Origin of the sequence: Mucilaginibacter ginsenosidivorans, from assembly GCF_007971025.1 — a bacterium.
Classification (GTDB): domain Bacteria; phylum Bacteroidota; class Bacteroidia; order Sphingobacteriales; family Sphingobacteriaceae; genus Mucilaginibacter; species Mucilaginibacter ginsenosidivorans.
On sequence record NZ_CP042436.1, the window covers coordinates 4,837,838 to 4,857,192 of the forward strand.

A 19,355-nucleotide genomic window follows, 5' to 3' on the forward strand; every position below is an offset into this window, starting at 1 on the left:
AGTGATTTAGTTATCCTGAAGAAAAAACTTCGCGGGAGATATCCGCAGAGCAGCCTGATATTGGCTGCATGGTTGAGTCAAATAGTAAGCTTACCGGCAAGAAGATAAGCAGGCTGCGCCGGCAATAACATGCAACGGGCGGCCTGTTCTGTCAACCGGCTCCTATCCCAAGCGACAGATGGCAACAACAGGGATAGAAAAAAAGAAATCGCCGGTAATAAAAGCATTAACGGGTTGGTCAGCACCATGTGGATCGCCTGTAGTCTTTCATCGGCATCTTCCAGGCTTTCCGGCTTGCGTTTGGTGAAACTTTTTACCAGTATGTTATGCGATACGATTGGTTTGAACTCCCTGCCAAGTGTACCGAAGCCTGCAAAAGGCTTGGCCACAAAAACCAGGGCAGCAATGGAGATGATCAATCTGAAAGTTTTAATCTTCTGCATTGTTGTTGTTCAATGACTCATTTACGCGCAAAAATGGTGTTAAATTGTGTCTGTAGAAATGTGTAACAGTAATTTTGCAAAATCTGCGTTAACAATAATCAATTAGTAACAATTATTTAACATAGTGTCCATTGCTATTAACACCCGCTTAATATTGCGGCAGTACTTTTAGCCCCGTACTCCAGGGGCCATGCGTAATCTTTTCAGCGACTTCCTTTCACACCGCCAGCTATTTTATGGCCTGTTCAACCAGGCGGGTAAAAATATAGTGGAAATGGCAGAGCTGCTAAGCGCTGTAGTTGATACCGCGTCTGTGGAAGAACGCGAACCGCTTTACCGGCAGATCAACGTACTGGAGGAAACGGGTGACGATATTACCCATAAGGTGTATCTTGGTTTGGATAAGGTATTCTTTACGCCTATGAACCGCAAGGATATCCATATTCTTGCCTCGGCAATTGACGACGTTGCGGACAATGTGCACGAAGCGGCCGGCAGGATGCACCTGTACAATATCGAAAAATTTTTGCCGGCTATGCACCCTATAATTGATTATATCAAAAGGTCCTGCATCGAACTGCAGAGCCTGATCTGCTCACTCGCCAAGATCGATGATTCTGACGCGATGCTGGCCTCTTGCCGGCGGGTAAAGGAATACGAACATCAGGCGGACCTTGTATATTACCATGCGCTGGCCGACCTGTTTGCCCGCGAGAAAGATCCTATTGCTCTTATCAAACACAGGGATATCCTGTATTCACTGAAAGCATCCGCCAACAAATGTAAAAATGTGACGGATGCTATCGAGATCATTGTGCTTAACAACATTTGATCTTTCCCGATCAATATTTGATGGAAAAATTCCTGAGTACAATAGCCAAAAGCCATATAGGCCCGATAAGCAAAAATTTAAGATCCGTCAGGAATGAAGGCCTTTTACCTTCTATTTTATGCCCAATGAATTGCCCAACCCATGCCAGCACAAAAAGGATGGTGCTTACCAGCCACAAAGCCGGGCCGCCACCCGAACTTTGCCAGTCGGCTAACAGGGTTACGAAGTAACTGAATACAAACAGGACCAGAAGCATGATATAGGATAACTTGGGCGACAGCCTGTAGTAATAAAAGATCATCCCCGCCATCAGAAACGAGGCCCAGTTTACATAGCCATTATAGACGCCGAGAAATTTAAGATACGGAAATGGTATGGCCCAAAAAAGGCCGAATAAACTAAATATGATAACAGGTACGCAAATCCAGTGGATGAGTTTATTCGCTGGGTTTTGATGATTTTCGGCGTATTGATCGAACAAGGCATCGATAGGGCGCTGAAGCACATTTGCCTTCGCTGTAGCATTAGCCTTTTTTAACTTCCGGTTTGCCAATTGATATAAATTAAAAATGCCATTTCGACCCGCTACTTTGCAAATCGAAATGACATTGGCCTTATTGAACCCTTATTTCGCAAACGCCACGGACCGGGTTTCCCTGATCACGGTAACTTTGATCTGGCCCGGATAGGTCATTTCCGTTTGAATGCGATTTGATATATCAGCTGCCAACACTTCCGACTGGGCGTCTGTTATTTTTTCGCTTTCCACTACAACGCGCAGTTCGCGTCCGGCCTGTATAGCGAATGTTTTTTCGACGCCAGGATAAGACAGCGCAAGGCTCTCCAGCTCTTTCAAACGTTTGATATAGCTTTCTACCACCTCGCGGCGTGCACCGGGGCGTGCACCGGATATGGCGTCGCAAGCCTGAATGATCGGCGACAACATCGAGGTCATTTCGATCTCATCATGGTGGGCGCCTATAGCGTTGCAGACTTCGGGATGTTCTTTATATTTCTCGGCCAATTGCATGCCCAATATTGCGTGCGGCAGTTCGGGGTTGTCATCCGGTACTTTGCCAATATCGTGCAGTAAACCGGCACGTTTAGCCATCTTCACATTCAAGCCCAGTTCAGCGGCCATGGTAGCGCAGAAATTGGCTACTTCGCGCGAGTGCTGCAATAGGTTTTGCCCGTAAGATGAGCGGTAACGCATACGGCCCACCATCCTGATCAATTCCGGATGTAACCCGTGGATACCTAAATCAATAACCGTGCGTTCGCCAATTTCAACTATCTCTTCTTCTATCTGCTTTTTGGTTTTGGCAACTACTTCCTCGATTCGGGCAGGGTGGATGCGGCCGTCTGTCACCAAACGATGCATAGCCAGGCGGGCTATCTCGCGGCGTACAGGGTCGAAGCCTGAAAGTATGATCGCTTCAGGAGTGTCATCCACGATGATTTCTATGCCGGTTGCCGCTTCCAATGCGCGGATATTACGTCCTTCACGACCGATGATACGGCCCTTGATCTCGTCGTTCTCTATATTGAATATGGATACGGTATTCTCGATGGCGCTTTCCGTAGCAGTACGTTGTATAGTCTGGATAACGATCTTTTTAGCCTCTTTGGTCGCTGTCAGTTTAGCTTCGTCAACAATATCCTTGATCTGCATCATGGCTTTTGAACGCGCCTCTTCGCGTAAATTCTCAATGAGCTGATTCTTTGCATCTTCAGCTGACAGGCCGGCGATAGTTTCCAATTGCTCTACATGCTGCTGTTTCAGATGCTCAACTTCTTCCTGTTTTTTAACGGCTATTTCCGTCTGCCGTTCCAGGTTTTTGCGCACATTATCAATTTCAGCCTCCTTGCGCGACATGTTCTCTAAACGTGAATTGAAGGACTGCTCCTTTTGCTTTACGCTGTTCTCGCGCTGGTTGATAGCATTATTTTTTGAGTTGATCTCCTGTTCATGCTCGGCCTTCATCTGTAAAAAGCGCTCTTTTGCTTCGAGCAATTTGTCTTTTTTTAGAATTTCGGCATTGGTTTCAGCATCCTTGAGTATCTTCTTTACTTTGTTTTGGGCCGCTTGCTCCTGGTCCTTGAATAGTTTTTTGAGCAAGAACCGGCCCACGGTAAATCCGGCGGGCACCCCCACCAGCAGGCCGATAATTGTGTATAATAATCCGTTCATCTCTTAAGTTTATAAAATAAAAAAAACCGCAACTAATTTTTAAGTATCATGTATTGAAAAACCTCATTTCACAGATGGGATCGGGTTCTTGCCAAGTCGTGATTGAAGTAGCTTTATTCCCTTTGATCCGCTGATATTGAAGCGTTAAGTTTTTAATAGTGAAACCTAAAATTTAACTGCGGTTAAATCTTAATTGCTCTGTATGTATAAGAACGTTATTACTTAGAGAAAAATTCAGAAAGCATATGATCTAACTGGTAAACCTTGTCCGCGACGTCGGTATCTTCCACCGCCACCTTCTTTTCCACTTTTAACGATGATGTTGCGTAATGCAGCACCGCCATTGAAAGCAAATCCTGTTTATCCCGCACCGCATAATTTTCCTGGTATTCTTTTATGCGATCGTTGATCAGTTTTGCCGCCCTGCGTATTATTTCTTCCTCCTCCATGTTTACCTTTAGCGGGTAAACCCTGTCAGCAATATTTATTTTTATTGAGATTTCTCCCATTTGAGCTATTTCACTATTGCATTATCTTTTCAGCAATACAATACACTTATCAATTTCCTGCACAAATTCGTTAATTTTTTGCTTTATGTCAAGAGTTTTTTCATTGGTCTCCGAAAACGACTTTGCCATCTTCAAAACACGCACTCTTTCTTCCAGCTCTTTTGTCTTTTCTTTGCCGGCATCCACCGCCACCGCAAGCGACTGATTTTCCAGCTTCAACAGGTCATTTTCCTCCTGCAATGCCGAACAAAGCGCTATCAGGCGCTCGGTTTTTTCTACGACTTTGCTGAGTTGATCGGCTGTTGTTGACATGCTTTAGTTTAAATTATTGATTTACTGAATTATTGAATTAATGAATTGGTTTAATCAATAATTCAGTAATTCTATAATTCAGCCTTTACTTCCTCACCTCCGCGCCCGCTTCCCTGCCGAAATTATAAATTAATTTTTGCATAATGGAATCTATCGCCTTGTCGGTCAAAGTTTTTTCCTCGTCCTGTAAAGTAAAACTTAAGGCATAGGATTTTTTGCCCGCGGGTAGCTTGTCACCCTGGTAAACGTCGAACACGTTAACATCCTTCAGTAGTTTCTTCTCTGTTTTTAGCGCGACCTGTTTCAGTTGACCAAATGTTACTGCATTATCTACGAGCATAGACAAATCGCGGCGCACGGAAGGGAATTTAGATACATCCTGGTAAACGATCTTATTCTTACGCACTGCGTTCAGCACCATATCGAAATTAAAATCGGCATAAAACACATCTTTATCCAGGCCGACCTTTTTCAGCGCCGATGCCGCTACCGCGCCAAATTTCACCAACTGCTTACCATTGCGCATGTATTGCAGGCCGTAAGCCATTTTGCTGCAGGTGGCATCTTCTGTAATCAGATCAGCAATGCGTAAGCGCCGGATCAAACCATCGACGATCGCTTTCAGCATGTAGAACGAAACCGGCTGCGGCTTTTGGTTCCATTGCTCGGCCTGGTTTGCGCCGGATAGGAAAATGGCGAAACGTTGTGTTTCGATGTATTTGTCTTCTTTCAGACTGTAAACTTTACCGAACTCATACAATTTCAGGTCGCTGTTCCGACGGTTTTGGTTGTAGGCAATTGCCTCCAAGCCCGAGAACACCATGCTCTGGCGCATCACATCAAGGTCACTGCTCAACGGGTTGAGAATCTTCACAGCATGATCCAGATCGGTTGAATAAGCCGATTTGGTCAGTGAGTTTGACAATATCTCATTAAACCCATTCGCGCTTAGCAAATCGGATATGGTATTTTGTACATCATCCTTTTCAGGCCGAACAGAGTTATTCAGAGATGCCCTGATCTGGGTGGGTATCTCGATATTATTGTAACCGTAGATACGCAATATTTCTTCTATCGCATCCACCTCGCGGGTAACGTCGACGCGGTATGGCGGAACTTTTAAAGATAAACCATCAGCCGTTTCGTTTAAGATTTGTATATCCAACGCGCCGATGATCGATTTTATCTCTTCCTGCGAAATGTGTTTGCCGATAAGCCTGTCAACATTTTTATAAGTGATCTCTACTTCAAAAGGTGCAATAGGATTTGGATAGATATCAGATACATCAGAAGATATCGTGCCCCCTGCTACCTCTTTGATCAGCATCGCAGCATATTTCAGCGCGAATACAGTAATATCCGGGTCGGTACCGCGCTCGAAACGGAACGAGGCATCGGTCTTTAAGCCATGACGTTTGGAGGTTTTGCGCACCCAAACCGGGTTGAAATACGCGCTTTCCAGAAATATATTCTTCGTAGTCTCCTTTACGCCCGAACTTGCACCACCGAAAACACCGGCGATACACATCGGCTCATCAGCATTGCAGATCATCAGGTCGTCGGCTGAAAGTTTGCGGTCGACATCATCCAGCGTTTTGAAGACTGTTCCTTCCGGACAGGTTTTTACAATTACTTTATTGCCCTTCACAGCATCGGCATCAAAAGCGTGCAACGGCTGGCCAAGGCCATGCAGCACATAGTTGGTTACATCGACAATGTTATTGATAGAACGCAGACCTATTACCGCAAGCTTTTCTTTCAGCCATTTAGGTGAATCTTTTACTTCAACACCGGAAATGGTCAGGCTCGAATACCGCGGACAGGCTTCGGTATTTTCAACAACCACTTCAATTTTGCGGTCGTTGTTATCAACCCTGAAAGCTGAAATATCGGGCTTATTGATATTGGTCTTTAAGAATGCGGCAATATCCCTCGCCGTCCCTAAATGCGAAGCTGCATCGGCACGATTGGGGGTCAAACCGATCTCGTACAGATAGTCATCATTAAGTTTGAAATATTCCTTAGCCGGGGTACCCGGAATTGCATCAGCATCAAGCACCATGATACCTTCGTGCGAATGGCCCAGGCCTATCTCATCCTCGGCGCAGATCATGCCTTCCGATACTTCGCCCCTGATCTTGGTTTTATTGATCTTGAAATTATCGCCTTCCATCGGGTAAACCGTTGCGCCTACTACGGCCACAACTACCTTTTGCCCGGCTGCAACGTTAGCCGCACCGCAAACTATTTGCAGATCGGTACCGGTACCAACATCAACCTTAGTAAGATGCAGGTAGTCTGAATTGGGATGATCCTGCGATTCCTTAACATGACCTATAACCAATCCCTCAAGGCCACCGGGCACGGACTGTACCTTATCCATCATTTCCACTTCCAAACCAATGCCGGTAAGTATCTGCGACAGTTGCTCAGGAGTTTTATCCGTATCAATAAATTGTTTAAGCCAGTTATAGGATATTTTCATTACAGCAAAAAGATAATCGGCAAAGATAGGATTTGGAGGGGAAAGGCGAAAGGTGAAAGGTTTGAATTACGATTTTAGAGTTGCTATGTACGATTTATCGAGTCATCTAAACTATTGTAATTCTAAAATCGTAATTCATAGATCCAAAATCATAGCAGGCTCTGATCCGAAAAACTCATGTAGCCGTTATCCGTGATGATAAGATGATCGAATATCTGGATGTCCAATAATCGCCCGGCCGACCTAAGCTGTTTGGTTAGGTCGATATCCAATTGACTTGGCTTCAGGTTGCCTGAGGGGTGATTGTGTACCAGGATGATACCTGTAGCATGTTGCTGCAAAGCTATACTGAAAATGATCTTCGGGTCGGCGATAGTAGCCGTCAGGCCGCCTTTACTGATCAATTCTTTCGATAATACTTTACTGGATTGCCCCAGCAGGATGATCCAGAATTCCTCGTGATTCAGGTCGAGCATATGACGGCGCATCAGGTTCCAGGCATCCTTGCTGCCACGGATAAATTCGGCGGGCTTCTCTTCGGTTTCGCTTCGCCGGCGGCCTACCTCCAGCGCAGCAATAATGGAGATAGCCTTAGCTTCGCCAATGCCGCGAAAATTGCAAAGTTCGGCTATTGTGGCCTTGGCCAGTTTGTTCAGGTCGTTATCGTAATGATGCAGGATGCGCTTACTCAACTCAACCGCCGATTCGCTGTCATTCCCCGACCCGATCAGGATAGCCATCAGTTCTGCATCTGTAAGTGCCCGCCGACCCTGTGCGCTTAACTTTTCGCGGGGGCGGTCCTCTTCCGCCCATGCTTTAATGCTGATCTTGGTTTCGTAAGGTTTCGACACGATTGAATGATTATAATGATTCTGTGGATAGCTGTAATCCTTCCAAAGCTATCGAATCCATCAATTGTGTCCAAAAATAATATCTCCATGCCCCAAACCGGCAAAACAGGGTTAACATGGTTAACACATTTTTACCTATTTTATAGTTATTTATTTGATAATCAATTAATTAACTTTTAAACGTGTTAACCATAAAATGGCGCTTCGTTTCACTGGTCATTGGTGCATTTACAAATCATTTTTGTTAAAAAGCACGATCGACAAAGAATTAGAAATTCTGGTTCAAACAAAAAGGCGATAGGTTCGCACCTATCGCCTTTCTAAAAAAGAATGATCTTTTTATATTATTTCAGACCGTTAACAAATTTGGTCAGCTTTGATTTATTGTTCGAAGCTTTGTTTTTGTGGATAACATTCTTCTTAGCCAAACGGTCAAGCATCGAGATCACCTTGGTCAAAAGCGGAGCAGCTTCAGCTTTTGTAGCTGTGCCTCTCAATTTTTTGATTGCGTTCCTGGTGGTTTTAGCCTGGTACCTGTTGCGCAGACGCTTCGCAGCATTTGCCCTGATCCTTTTTATTGATGATTTATGATTTGCCATTTTAGCTAATTCTTCTTTTTATTTTTCGGACTGCAAATATAGAGTGATTTTTTTATAATGTCAAATGGGATGTGAAATTTTGTTTGAAGGCTGAAATGTTACAAAGTTGGAAAGTTGCTTAGTACCTATAAACAATAACCTTTCAACATTCCAGCCTTACAACTTTCCAACTTAAAAAGGCATATTTGATTATTGAAATCGTTGATCCGAACCTTTATTGCGCTGACAGCATTGCTTACCTGTTCGTCCTGGGGATTTTTCGCGCACAGGCGGATAAACCACGTGGCTGTATTTACTTTACCCAGGGCCATGTCAGGCTTTTACGAAGCAAATATCGATTTCATTACCGAACACGCCATTGACCCGGACAAACGAAGGTATGTAGACTCTCTTGAAGCGCCGCGGCACTTTTTCGACGCTGACCATTACGGCAAAAGACCATTCATGAAGATGCCGGTAAAATGGAAAGAAGCCGCCAGGAAATACTCAGAAGATACTTTAAAGAAATACGGCACGGTTCCATGGGAGATGCAATATCAATATTATCGCCTGGTAGATGCATTTAAAAAGCACGATACCACCGGCATATTAAAAACCTCGGCAAACCTGGGCCATTATATTGCCGATGCACATGTACCGCTTCACCTTACTCAAAACTACGACGGGCAAACCACAAACCAGGCCGGTATCCATGCACTCTGGGAAAGCTGCATACCCGAACTATTCAGCGACAAATACAATTACTATGTGGGTAAGGCAAGATATATTGAAAACCCGCTGAACGAGGCTTTCAAAATTTGCCGCGCCTCTTTTGCCTGTGTGGATTCGGTACTTCGGTTTGAAAAAAACATCGACAAAAACTTTCCGGCGGATAAGAAATATGTCATGCTGAAGCGCAACGGAAAAATGATGAAAGATTACTCCGAAGCCTATGCCAAAGCTTACCAGGCAGCATTAAAAGGGATGGTCGAAAGGCGCATGCGGTCGTCCATATTGTCAGTCGGCAGCTTTTGGTATTCGGCCTGGGTAGATGCCGGGCAGCCCGATCTGAATAAACTTATCGCAAAACCACCGACACCGGAAGAAAGGAAAAAGATCCGGCAGGAAGCCATTTTGTACAAAGCCGGAAAAATACTTACCTTAAACCATTGATATGTTCCGGAAAAAAGCAGCCACACTCAGTAAAAAAACTATCCGCTGGCGCAGCCATGAGCCTGGTCGTCTCGAAACGTTCAGCGATGCCGTGTTTGCATTTGCGGTTACGCTCATCATCGTATCGCTCGAGGTGCCCAAGTCTTTTGATGAGCTTTTTGAAACCATGAAGGGCTTTGTTGCATTCGGCGTTTGTTTTGCGCTGCTCTTCCTTATCTGGAACAATCAAAACATATTTTTCAGACGCTATGGCATTGTGGATGCCTATACCACATTCCTTAATGCCGTGCTGTTATTTGTTGTGCTGACCTACACTTATCCGCTCAAATTCCTTTTTACGCTTGTTTTCTCGAGCGATAATACCTATCTCAGCAACGGGGTAAAGTTGTCAATGATCCGCACCGACCAGGTACCCACGCTCTTATATGTTTACAATTTAGGATATGTGCTTATCTATTTCCTGTTTTACCTGATGTACCGGCACGCACAAAGCCACGAAAAAAAGCTGGAGCTTACGCCTTTTGAATTGTTCGAGACCAGGAGCCAAATGTACATCAACCTGCTAAATGTGATGATAGGCTTGCTGGCCATGCTCATTACCACGGTACTACCTCCAAATATCAAGGGAGCCTCCGGTTATGTTTACTTTCTGCTGGCTGTCGTTTATCCCTTGTTTTTCAGCATAAGGGGCAAAAGATCACGAAAGCTTTTCGGGGTAGTTATCGATTAGCGGCCTTTTTCGTTACCCGGTTATTGACGGCGGCGATAATTGGCGGCAAAACCGAAACAATGATTATCGCAACCGCTATCAGCGAGAAATGAGCTTTAAAGAAAGGCACATTGCCAAGCAGATACCCTGTAAAAAGGAAAACCAATATCCATGACGCCCCGCCGATAATATTGTACAGGCTGTAGCGCAGCATAGGCATACGCCCCACCCCTGCTACAAAGGGCGCTATGGTGCGGATGATAGGCATAAAACGACTGAAGATAACCGCCTTGCCTCCGTGCTTATCAAAAAAAGCCTGGGTTTGCAGGTAGTAATCCAGTTTCAGTATTTTATTCTCGGGCTTAAATACTTTGGGACCAAGATAATTGCCAACAAGGTAGTTGACCGTATTACCCGTGAACGCGGCAACGATAAGTATCAGCGCAAGCAGGTAAATATTAAGCCCGGTATTTCCGGCCGCGATCAAAGCTCCTGCTGCAAACAGCAGTGAATCGCCCGGCAAAAATGGGGTAACAACAAAGCCCGTCTCAGCAAAAATAATGGCAAATAATATAAGGTAAGTAAGCGTATGATATTGACTGATGATGTCAGCCAGGTGCTTGTCAATATGAAGGATAAAGTCGATCAGGCTTTTTACTACTTCCAATTTTTTGAGATTTTGGCAAAAATATAAATTAAAACGGGATTATTTATTGGTGATGGTGCCCATGCCGAATGCGAGGCTGTCGGTGTGGCCGGCTACACCGTAGGAGTAAATGGTATAAAGCCGTCCGTCCTGGATGGTCACATTCTGCTCCGAACCGATCACTCCCGTAGAGGTCCCCTGGCTGTAGACATTAAAATTATAACTGCCTGCCGGCAACTCCATGTAAGGTGTAACAATATTATACTTAGCATTCGAGAACGCCAGCCTGTCGTTGGCCCACAGGTCAAATGCGCCCGATAACGGCGAAGCATTCAAAAACCTTACCTTCCCCCGGCCGGTTGTTGGCGCAGATGAAGTATCCGTCAGGAAAACACGGTTAATACTGCTGTCGGAAAGCAGCCCGGTTACGAATAGGGTATATCTCAGGTTAGGTTTCAGCGTATCGCTCATGCTCAAGATATTGCCCTGTACAGTAATTATAGTACCTGCGGTTTGATTAGGTGACGACCTGATCTGGAACGGCGGATTGATCGAACTGAGGTAAAAATAGCCTGAGGGCCTTGGATAATAAAAATTGGCATTATTGTAAATCCTATAGTTAATATACAAGCTAATTGGCCCCAGGCTGGGGCTAAGATTTACTACCTGGTATTGTATATTTTGTGAGCTGGCATTGACCGAAGTTTTGCCGCAGGACGAAATAAACGGAACAGCAAAAGCCCCCATTATAAACAGGATGATCAAAACCTTTACACCACCGCTATGCTTCTTTTTCATTCTTAATTATAATTCAAGGTAACGCCTAAGTTAAGCGCCGTATTTCCCGAACCGCCCTTTTTCCCTTTGGCGTAGAACGTGTACGATCGCCCGGCGACGAGTGGATAGTGACCGCTCACAAGCGGCTCTGCGGAACCTGATTGGTATAAGGCAATTGCTTTTAAGCCGCTAACACCCACAGGTCGAAAATCGCTGGTATCGGTAAATGCCTTATTACTAAACTTTAATGTATCTCCGACAGCAAAATCAAGGCTCCCGCTATTGGGCGAAGCATTTACGAATCTCACTAAACAGGTGTCCGTCCGGTTTTCCGGTCGCAGCGCGTCTTTTATATAAAACGCATGGGCGGCTGTGTCGTCGGTTATGAATAACGAATAATAATGGTGTGCTTCAAGATCCAATGGAATGCTGAATAGTTGCTGCACCACGCTGGTAGCGGGGTCGAACGCCTTTTTTACCTGGTAAGTTTGTGTCCCCGTAGGAACATAATAGTAACCCGATGAGCCCCCCGGGTACAAATTCGAATTATTATTCAGGCGTGTACCGTTCAGGTAATAATTGATAGTATTGGTTGAAGCATTGACAATATTCAGGCTGTCGGCAAGGGTTACAGCAACGGGCACATCGCCGCTTTTTTTACAGGACGCAAAAGCAGCTATAAGGGCAACAAGGAACAAGCCTGTTATACGGATATTCATACCTGTTAAATGCTATTATAACTTGTTATCTGTTCATTTGTTATTTGGTCGAACAAAAAAGTCCGGTTTGTACACCGGACTCTGGATTTGGATTTATAATTTAAGTTTACAACTTAAGCATAACTATTAAGCATTACCGGCATCACCAGCATCAGCACATCTTCATTCTCATCACCTGCAACAGGCAGCAACAGGCCGGCACGGTTTGGTGTCGACATTTCAAGCACAACTTCTTCGCTGCCCAGGTTTTTCAGCATCTCTATCAAAAACCGTGCATTAAACCCGATCTCGATATCCTCACCATCATACTGGCAGCTTAAACGCTCATGCGCTTCGTTGGCAAAATCAATATCTTCCGAAGATATATTCAGTTCGCTGCCGTTGATCTTCAGTCTTACCTGGTGCGTGGTTTTGTTGGCGTAAATGGCCACGCGGTTAAGCGAACCCAGGAACGATTGCCTGTCGATGATCAGTTTATTCGGATTGTTTTGCGGTATTACCGCTTCATAATCCGGGTAACGCTCGTCTATCAAACGGCAAACAAGGTTGATATTACTGAATTTAAAGAACGCACTTGTGCTGTTATACTCTACCGAAACATTGATATCCTCGGAAGGCAATGCCGATTTAAGCAAATTTAAAGCTTTTTTTGGCAAAATAAACGAGGCGGTGCTTGCAGCTTTTGCATCCTTACGACGGTAACGAACCAGTTTATGAGCATCAGTTGCCACAAAAGTGATATACTGGCTTGATAGCTGGCAGTAAACCCCCGTCATAGCCGGGCGAAGCTCATCGTTGCTTACCGCGAAGATAGTTTTGTTAATCGCCTCCGCCAATACCGAAGCCGGCAGGTTAACCGACGACGCATTTTCCACAACCGGTATTTTCGGGAAATCCTCGCCGTTCTCGCCGCTCAGTTTGTATTTACCGTCGCCCGCGTTTATTTCAATGGCAAAAGTGCTGTCGTCAATATTAAAAGCAATAGGCTGCTCGGGCAGCGACTTCAGGGTATCAAGCAGTATGCGCGAAGGTATGGCGATGCGGCCGTTCTCCTTGGCCTCCACCGTCAGCGAGGTGGTCATACTGGTCTGCAGATCAGTGGCAGAAATGGTTAAGTTCCCATCCTTTATCTCAAATAAAAAATTCTCCAATATGGGCAAAACTGTGCTGTTGCTCAGTGCCCCGCTTACGGCCTGCAGTTGCTTGAGTAATGTGGATGTTGAAACTATAAATCTCATAAGTGAATAGTATTAATCAACCAAAAGTATAAAAATTAATGAGCATACTTTCTTCTGCGAATATAATGTTGAAAAATAGCAAATATTAACACAAACGCCAAGGGAACGGCATTATTTATCACCTGCCAGTACAGCTTTTCGCTTCGTATTTTTGCCCTGTCGAGCAGGCGTATCTTTATCTCTTTTGTGCGCAGTTCTATCAGGCCCGAATCGTCGGTCATATAGTCGGCAATATTAAGCAGAAGATTCTTGTTGCCGTAAGTTTGCTGGGTGTAACGGTCGTAGCCCAAAGGATATACCGACCCGTCCTGCCCTACCTGGTTTTTAAAAATATCGCCGTCGCTTATCACGATCATTTTAGTCGGCTTGCTTTCGGGCAGCGACTCCATTTTATCTGTTAATCCTTCGGGCTGCGGCCTGTTCAGAAAATCTGATTTGAACTTCCCTCCCAGTAACACCCCAACAGTTTTCGGTTCGTTGATAAACTGCTTCGGATCGGGTTCCTGCTCCAGTGCCTGCAGCGACAACAGGTACGGCGCCGAAAATTTCTTATTATGGATAGATGAACTGAGCAGGATAGTCTTTTTTATTCCTTTAACCCCAATGGTATCGATGGTGCTTACAAACTCGGTGCGGATGCCATCCAGGTCTTTCACCACAGGATTTTTGGATTGCGGGATAATGACGGGAAAGAACAGCCAGGGTGCGTTTTGTATCTGCGGCTGCCCGCCAACATTGCCGGTGACAACGGGTATGGAAGCGCAGCTCATATCTGCTATCAAATCATAGTTGATACGCACGCCGTAAACAAATAGCTGATCATCCAAATTCAGTTGCTTGGGGAATGATAGTTGCTCGTTGCCATGTCCTTTCAAACTATCAAGTTCGGCGCTTACCTGGTCTATCGTCCATAATACCTTACCGCCCCGCATTACATACTGGTCTATTTTAAATTTCTCGAGCTCAGTAAACGGTTTATCAGGTTTTGGGATAACCAGCATGCGCAGGTGCATCAAAGCTTCGAAAGGAATGGTTTTCAGATCGACCCGCCCTACAACAAAACCATTGGCTAAAGAACGCATGGCATCGTTCAGCTGGCGGTCGTTCAATTCATTATGCCCTTCGGTAAACCCGATCAATGGCTTGCCGCCGCTGGTGATCTTCCTGATGGCCGATGCAAAATTATATTCAAGGTTTTGTATCGAATTTTTGGCTACTTCTTCTTCGGATAAACCGATACGTGACTGTAATAAGTTTACGGCGATGCTTTGCCCCTTGTATTCAACCAGTGCCTCGGGAAAGATCATGATCTGAGAAAGCCCGTTATCCGTTTTTATGCTGAAAGGCTGCCCGCTGATGCCTCTCGCATCAAGCGAGTCATAGATAGCCTTTTGCTGATCGTCGGAAAGGTTTTTGATATTTTCTATCGGGTCGACAAAGTCAAAATGCAAATTGCCGTGCGAGTATGCCTGCAAATCGCTCAGCATATCGCGGGTGGCACGCTGAAGGCTCTTCATCCAGCTTTGAAAGCTTTTTCCCTTCAGGTAAACCGTCACCTTAACTTCCTGGTGCAGGTTACTCATTACCTGCCGGGTCACGGGCGACAGGGTGAACCTCTTCTCCTTCGTAAAGTCGATGCGTGTAAAGCTTAAGGTCGACAGATATCCAACTACGACAATAACTGCCAGTACTATCAGGGTGCCTTTTTTGCCCTTTTGCCGCTGTGTTTTGATCACCATTAAGGTAAAGCCAATAAATAGCGCACTAAGGCATAAAAAATAAGCCAGGTCGCGGGTATCCAGTACGCCACGGCTCACCGAGTCGTAATGATTGGTAATGCCCAGGCTTTCCAAACCTAAGTTCTGGAGCGATAACAAGGTGCTTAACGAATCAAAACCAGTATAAAAGAAGAAGCACAGGAATACCGCGATGGTAAAGGCAATAATTTGATTTTTGCTGATGGACGAGGCGAAAAGCCCTATCGCCGCGAAAGACGACCCCAATAAGAACAGGCCGATATAAGAGCCTATAACCGCACCGCTATCGATATTGCCCTGCGGGTTACCCAGGTGGTAAACTGTATAATAATAAACCAGCGTTGGCAGCAGTGCGAAAAGCACCAATAGTACACAGGCGAAGAATTTGCCAAGTACAATTTGTCCGTCTGTCAGCGGGCGTGTGAGCAATAGTTCGAAGGTTCCTTCCTTGCGTTCCTCGGCAAGTGAGCGCATAGTAATGGCCGGAATAAGGAACATGAACAGGTATGGCGCGGTACTGAAAAGGCTGTCCAACCCTGCGTAACCATATTCAAGAATGCTCGATTCGGGGAATACCCACAGGAACAGGCCCAGCACCAATAAAAATACACCAATGGTTACGTATGCTACGAGCGAGCTGAGGTAGGATGTGATCTCCTTCTTTAGAATGCTATACACTGCGAAATTAACGGCTGTAAGGTGCCGAAATTACAATATTATTTGGGATTGTGAAAGGAGGGTATTGAGCAGAAAGCCAAAAGGTGAAAGCATTTTATAATATGATCTAAACCTTCTGTTTTGATCTTTTAGCTTTCTGCTTAAAAACGCAGCAACTTATACAGCTAATATCCGCCCAAACCCGAGAAATCGAGCCGGAAGGTTACCGCGAATATGATAACAGCTACACTTGCGGCTACTCCGGTTATAAGCAATGCGGTACCAAGCGGATTATTCTTCTTTTGGGCAATGCTCACCCCGCGCGAGCTGTAAGCCAATACATCTCCCTGCGAATTAAAGTTAAATACCATATACCTTTTATGTTGACTGAATTGTGGCACCATAGCTTTCTTAAGACCCGCACTATCGGTTTCGAATTTATAATTCTTATCATTGGCCGCCCGGCTGGCCATTGTCCGGTTTGACAGAGTGTCGCAAATATACAGCCAGCCGGTAACGCCACTCCTGGTCATAATTTCGTCAGGCCTTCCAAAACGCTGAGCAACATCCTCGCGGTTGCGGAAACCCTGCATTACCTGCTGATGAGTATGTACAATTTTTGTACAGCCGCACAGAGCTATTGATGACAATAAAAATAGTATGATTTGATTTTTCATGATTTTTTGATTTTGATGACCTGTTGGTGAAGGTTGGAGACATAATAAAAACCCGGCAACCTCCCGGCCGCCGGGCTATCATAGGGCCGTCAATGTAATATGACGTATCTATTGCTTGTTCAGAACCTGTACGCCAGCCGAAGGCCCACCTGGCTGGTTGTGCCACCGTTGCTCCAGCCCTCGTAACGTAACCCAGCCTCAAAACCGCCATTAAAGGTATAGCCAATGCCCGGCGAGAATACGAAAGCGTGCCCGCCATCCGACTCTGTTGAGAATACAATGCCCGCTTGTCCCTCCAAAAAGAAATTCCCGTCCGAATAATACTTGATGCCGGCTTTCAGCGGTACAAATCCCGTCGATGATGAACCCAAAAGGCCCTTCAGGTCGCTTTTAACCATCCAGGAATTGTAGCCCGCCGACAAGGTTAGAAAGGTGTGGTTAGCCGTGGGTATCTCCGCTTTGACCGAGCCGCCGATCACATAGCTGTAAAGATTGCTTATATCGCCAACCGGCAATGCGGCTTCCGCCCCAATGCTAAATTTCACACCGGCGCCGGTTGAACTGTTCGAGACGGTGGTGGTTTCCTGGGCAAAACAGCAAACTGCTGTCCCGCTCAGAATAATGAGTGTTAATAGTAATTTTTTCATGATCTTAAGTTTAATTGTTAAAGATTAATTTGTTTGTAGCCCTAATGATGAAGTAAAGCTACCGGGGCGCGTACCCTGCGGAAAATTGATAAATCCTGCCCAAGCTGCGGATTAAGTAAATAATAATATTACTCCGCTGTGTATTATTATTTAACAGTAATTATTACTAAATTTAATGTTTGATTATCAACCCGTTGCAATTTCTGCCAATAATATCCATAACGGTAATGAGTAATCCCTAAAGAAATATCACTGAAACCCGGCTTCATGGAGACAACCCAAACCCAGCTTCTATTCTTTAATCACATCAAATCAAAAATCCCCCCGCATCTTTCCCTGGTTGAGGAAATAGCGGAAACACTGAATATCAGCAACGACAGCGCTTACCGTCGCATCAGGGGCGAAAAGCCGTTAAGCCTTGACGAAACACACCTGCTGTCAAGTAAATACAATATCTCCCTGGATGAGTTGCTGCAGGTAAATTCCAAAACAATTATCTTTTCGGACGACAGGGTCGATTTCTCTCACGGGTTTGGCAATTTCCTGCGGTTTGTAGCAGGTAACCTCGCACTTTTTAATAAGTTGCAAAACCCCGTGATGTACTATTACAGCAAAGACCTGCCCATCTTTCATTTTATGCCGTTCCCCGAATTGGCAGCATTTAAATTCTTTTTCTGGAAGCGTACCGTAATTGGGTATCCCGAGCTGGCCCGGCAAAAGTTTACCGGCGGGGAAAATGACCCTGAATCCAATGAATTGGCAAAAAAGATCGATGAGTTATTTGTTACGCTGCCGTCAACCGATATATTTAACGAGGAGAGTGTAAATGTTACGCTCAGCCAGATAGAAATGTACAAGCAGGCCAATGTTTTTGCGGATAACGATATACTACTGAAGATATACGCACAACTTGAACAACTGATCGACCACCTGGAGCAGCAGCTTGAATTTGGGAGAAAATTCTTTTATGGCAAGTCCGATGCCGCGCACTATGCGCCCTACGATGCCTATATTAATGAGAGCCTGATTGGCGACAACACGGTGTACGTACAAAGCGACAACCGGCGCATAACCTTCATCAACCATAACGGTTTGAATTATATGTCGACCCAGGCGCCGGATTTCTGCGAGTTTACCTATAAGCACCTGCAAAATGTGATACGCAAATCAACCCACATTAGCGTTGTGGGCGAAAAGCAGCGGAGTATTTTCTTTAATACCATTCGTAATAAAATCGCAGAGCGCAAAAAAGGCTTGATATGGATTGGAATGGCACTTTTGAGCTGGAGCGGCACGGTCGGCTGCGATTGGGTGGATTGTTTGTGTTAACGAGTTACGCTTGTCCGCCCGTTTTTTTGGGGTTGGGAGTAATGAGAAACAGTCGACGGGAAAAATCAGCATGACACAGTGGTCAATTATTCGTCAGCCTGATAAAAATATCTTCGAGCGATTTCCCTTTATTGGCAGCACGCAATCCGTCGAGCGAATCATTAGCCACTATTTTTCCTTTGTTGATAATTACCACCTGGTTGCATACGGCTTCCACCTCCTGCATTATATGGGTACTCAGGATGATGGTTTTGGTTTTGCCCAGGTCACGTATCAACTGGCGAATACCTATCAATTGGTTCGGATCAAGCCCCGAGGTTGGTTCATCCAGTATCAGCACCTGCGGATCATGCAGTATAGCCTGTGCCAACCCTACCCTTTGTTTGTAGCCTTTGCTTAGCTGACCTATCTTTTTATGTTTTTCGGGCGTAAGGCCGGTAAGCTCTATCACCTCGTCAATTCGCTTTTCAGCATCAGGCACGTCATGAATGTTGGCAATAAACGCCATCGACTCGCGTACATACATCTCCTGGTAAAGCGGGTTGCTTTCGGGCAGGTAGCCAATATTGCGTTTTACCTCCAGGGCCTGAGTTTCCACATCAAAACCGCATACCGACGCCTTGCCCGATGTTTGCGGAATATAACCCGTCAAAATCTTCATGGTAGTTGACTTGCCTGCACCGTTTGGCCCCAAAAAGCCCAGCACACCAGGCTGCGCGCTAAACGATATGCCATCCACAGCCTTTTGCTGGCCGTAAACCTTGGTCAATGATTCTACACTGATGCTCATGGGGTGTAAATGTAGGTTTTAGTCGGAAAGTCCGC

The 19,355-nt window shown here is 45.3% G+C and carries 20 protein-coding genes; 4 read left to right on the plus strand and 16 right to left on the minus strand.

Going from position 1 to position 19,355, the window contains the following annotated elements; all coding sequences use genetic code 11:
• Positions 1-77: 77 nt before the first annotated feature.
• The gene (locus tag FRZ54_RS22035; protein WP_147033966.1) at positions 78-443 is read right to left on the minus strand and encodes a hypothetical protein; all 366 of its coding nucleotides are present in this window, start codon (positions 441-443) and stop codon (positions 78-80) included.
• 190 nt (positions 444-633) lie between these two features.
• Here FRZ54_RS22035 and FRZ54_RS22040 point away from each other — a divergent pair, with 190 nt between their 5' ends.
• Entirely contained in the window at positions 634-1,275 is a 642-nt protein-coding gene (locus tag FRZ54_RS22040; protein WP_147033967.1) for a DUF47 domain-containing protein, read from the plus strand.
• Between the two features lie 10 nt (positions 1,276-1,285).
• On the opposite strand, the gene FRZ54_RS22045 is transcribed toward FRZ54_RS22040, so the two are convergent.
• The 7 genes from FRZ54_RS22045 to rpsT form a co-directional block, all read right to left on the minus strand.
• Positions 1,286-1,828, minus strand: a complete 543-nt coding sequence (locus FRZ54_RS22045) for an Mpo1 family 2-hydroxy fatty acid dioxygenase (protein ID WP_228462567.1) — start codon at positions 1,826-1,828, stop codon at positions 1,286-1,288.
• A 72-nt stretch (positions 1,829-1,900) separates the two neighbouring features.
• Entirely contained in the window at positions 1,901-3,466 is a 1,566-nt protein-coding gene (gene rny / locus FRZ54_RS22050; protein WP_147033968.1) for a ribonuclease Y, read from the minus strand.
• A gap of 218 nt (positions 3,467-3,684) precedes the next feature.
• The gene (locus tag FRZ54_RS22055) at positions 3,685-3,975 is read right to left on the minus strand and encodes a cell division protein ZapA (protein WP_147033969.1); all 291 of its coding nucleotides are present in this window, start codon (positions 3,973-3,975) and stop codon (positions 3,685-3,687) included.
• 21 nt (positions 3,976-3,996) lie between these two features.
• Positions 3,997-4,287, minus strand: coding sequence for a hypothetical protein (locus FRZ54_RS22060; protein ID WP_147033970.1), 291 nt, complete (start codon positions 4,285-4,287; stop codon positions 3,997-3,999).
• 85 nt (positions 4,288-4,372) lie between these two features.
• On the minus strand, positions 4,373-6,772 hold the full coding sequence (pheT, locus tag FRZ54_RS22065; RefSeq protein WP_147033971.1) for a phenylalanine--tRNA ligase subunit beta: 2,400 nt from the start codon (positions 6,770-6,772) through the stop codon (positions 4,373-4,375).
• Between the two features lie 149 nt (positions 6,773-6,921).
• Positions 6,922-7,623: a RadC family protein gene (gene radC, locus FRZ54_RS22070; RefSeq protein ID WP_147033972.1), complete on the minus strand. Its 702-nt coding sequence runs from the start codon at positions 7,621-7,623 to the stop codon at positions 6,922-6,924.
• A gap of 344 nt (positions 7,624-7,967) precedes the next feature.
• Entirely contained in the window at positions 7,968-8,222 is a 255-nt protein-coding gene (rpsT, locus tag FRZ54_RS22075) for a 30S ribosomal protein S20 (RefSeq protein WP_147033973.1), read from the minus strand.
• Between the two features lie 192 nt (positions 8,223-8,414).
• Between rpsT and FRZ54_RS22080 the strand changes: the two genes are divergently transcribed.
• Together FRZ54_RS22080 and FRZ54_RS22085 are read left to right on the plus strand one after the other, a co-directional pair.
• Positions 8,415-9,374, plus strand: coding sequence for a zinc dependent phospholipase C family protein (locus tag FRZ54_RS22080; RefSeq protein ID WP_147033974.1), 960 nt, complete (start codon positions 8,415-8,417; stop codon positions 9,372-9,374).
• A gap of 1 nt (position 9,375) precedes the next feature.
• Positions 9,376-10,104 carry a TMEM175 family protein gene (locus tag FRZ54_RS22085; protein WP_147033975.1) on the plus strand — a complete coding sequence of 243 codons (729 nt, stop codon included), beginning with the start codon at positions 9,376-9,378 and terminating at the stop codon, positions 10,102-10,104.
• Here the strand turns inward: FRZ54_RS22085 and FRZ54_RS22090 are convergent.
• The 7 genes from FRZ54_RS22090 to FRZ54_RS22120 all read right to left on the minus strand — a co-directional run bounded on the left by FRZ54_RS22090 (position 10,094) and on the right by FRZ54_RS22120 (position 17,201).
• Positions 10,094-10,750 (minus strand): DedA family protein, encoded by a 657-nt coding sequence (locus FRZ54_RS22090; protein WP_147033976.1) that lies wholly within the window; start codon positions 10,748-10,750, stop codon positions 10,094-10,096. The genes FRZ54_RS22085 and FRZ54_RS22090 overlap by 11 nt on opposite strands.
• 39 nt (positions 10,751-10,789) lie before the next feature.
• Positions 10,790-11,527: a DUF4397 domain-containing protein gene (locus tag FRZ54_RS22095; RefSeq protein ID WP_147033977.1), complete on the minus strand. Its 738-nt coding sequence runs from the start codon at positions 11,525-11,527 to the stop codon at positions 10,790-10,792.
• Positions 11,528-11,529: 2 nt separating this feature from the next.
• On the minus strand, positions 11,530-12,225 hold the full coding sequence (locus FRZ54_RS22100; RefSeq protein ID WP_147033978.1) for a DUF4397 domain-containing protein: 696 nt from the start codon (positions 12,223-12,225) through the stop codon (positions 11,530-11,532).
• Positions 12,226-12,338: 113 nt separating this feature from the next.
• Entirely contained in the window at positions 12,339-13,463 is a 1,125-nt protein-coding gene (dnaN, locus tag FRZ54_RS22105) for a DNA polymerase III subunit beta (RefSeq protein WP_147033979.1), read from the minus strand.
• Positions 13,464-13,498: 35 nt separating this feature from the next.
• On the minus strand, positions 13,499-15,898 hold the full coding sequence (gene gldG, locus FRZ54_RS22110) for a gliding motility-associated ABC transporter substrate-binding protein GldG (RefSeq protein WP_147033980.1): 2,400 nt from the start codon (positions 15,896-15,898) through the stop codon (positions 13,499-13,501).
• 164 nt (positions 15,899-16,062) lie between these two features.
• A complete protein-coding gene (locus FRZ54_RS22115) occupies positions 16,063-16,554 on the minus strand; it encodes a hypothetical protein (RefSeq protein WP_147033981.1) in 492 nt (163 codons plus the stop codon).
• A 119-nt stretch (positions 16,555-16,673) separates the two neighbouring features.
• Positions 16,674-17,201 (minus strand): hypothetical protein, encoded by a 528-nt coding sequence (locus FRZ54_RS22120; RefSeq protein ID WP_147033982.1) that lies wholly within the window; start codon positions 17,199-17,201, stop codon positions 16,674-16,676.
• Between the two features lie 267 nt (positions 17,202-17,468).
• Between FRZ54_RS22120 and FRZ54_RS22125 the strand changes: the two genes are divergently transcribed.
• On the plus strand, positions 17,469-18,530 hold the full coding sequence (locus FRZ54_RS22125; RefSeq protein WP_147033983.1) for a hypothetical protein: 1,062 nt from the start codon (positions 17,469-17,471) through the stop codon (positions 18,528-18,530).
• A gap of 82 nt (positions 18,531-18,612) precedes the next feature.
• Here FRZ54_RS22125 and FRZ54_RS22130 read toward each other — a convergent pair whose 3' ends face one another.
• Positions 18,613-19,320, minus strand: coding sequence for an ATP-binding cassette domain-containing protein (locus tag FRZ54_RS22130; RefSeq protein ID WP_147033984.1), 708 nt, complete (start codon positions 19,318-19,320; stop codon positions 18,613-18,615).
• Between the last annotated feature and the right edge of the window lie 35 nt (positions 19,321-19,355).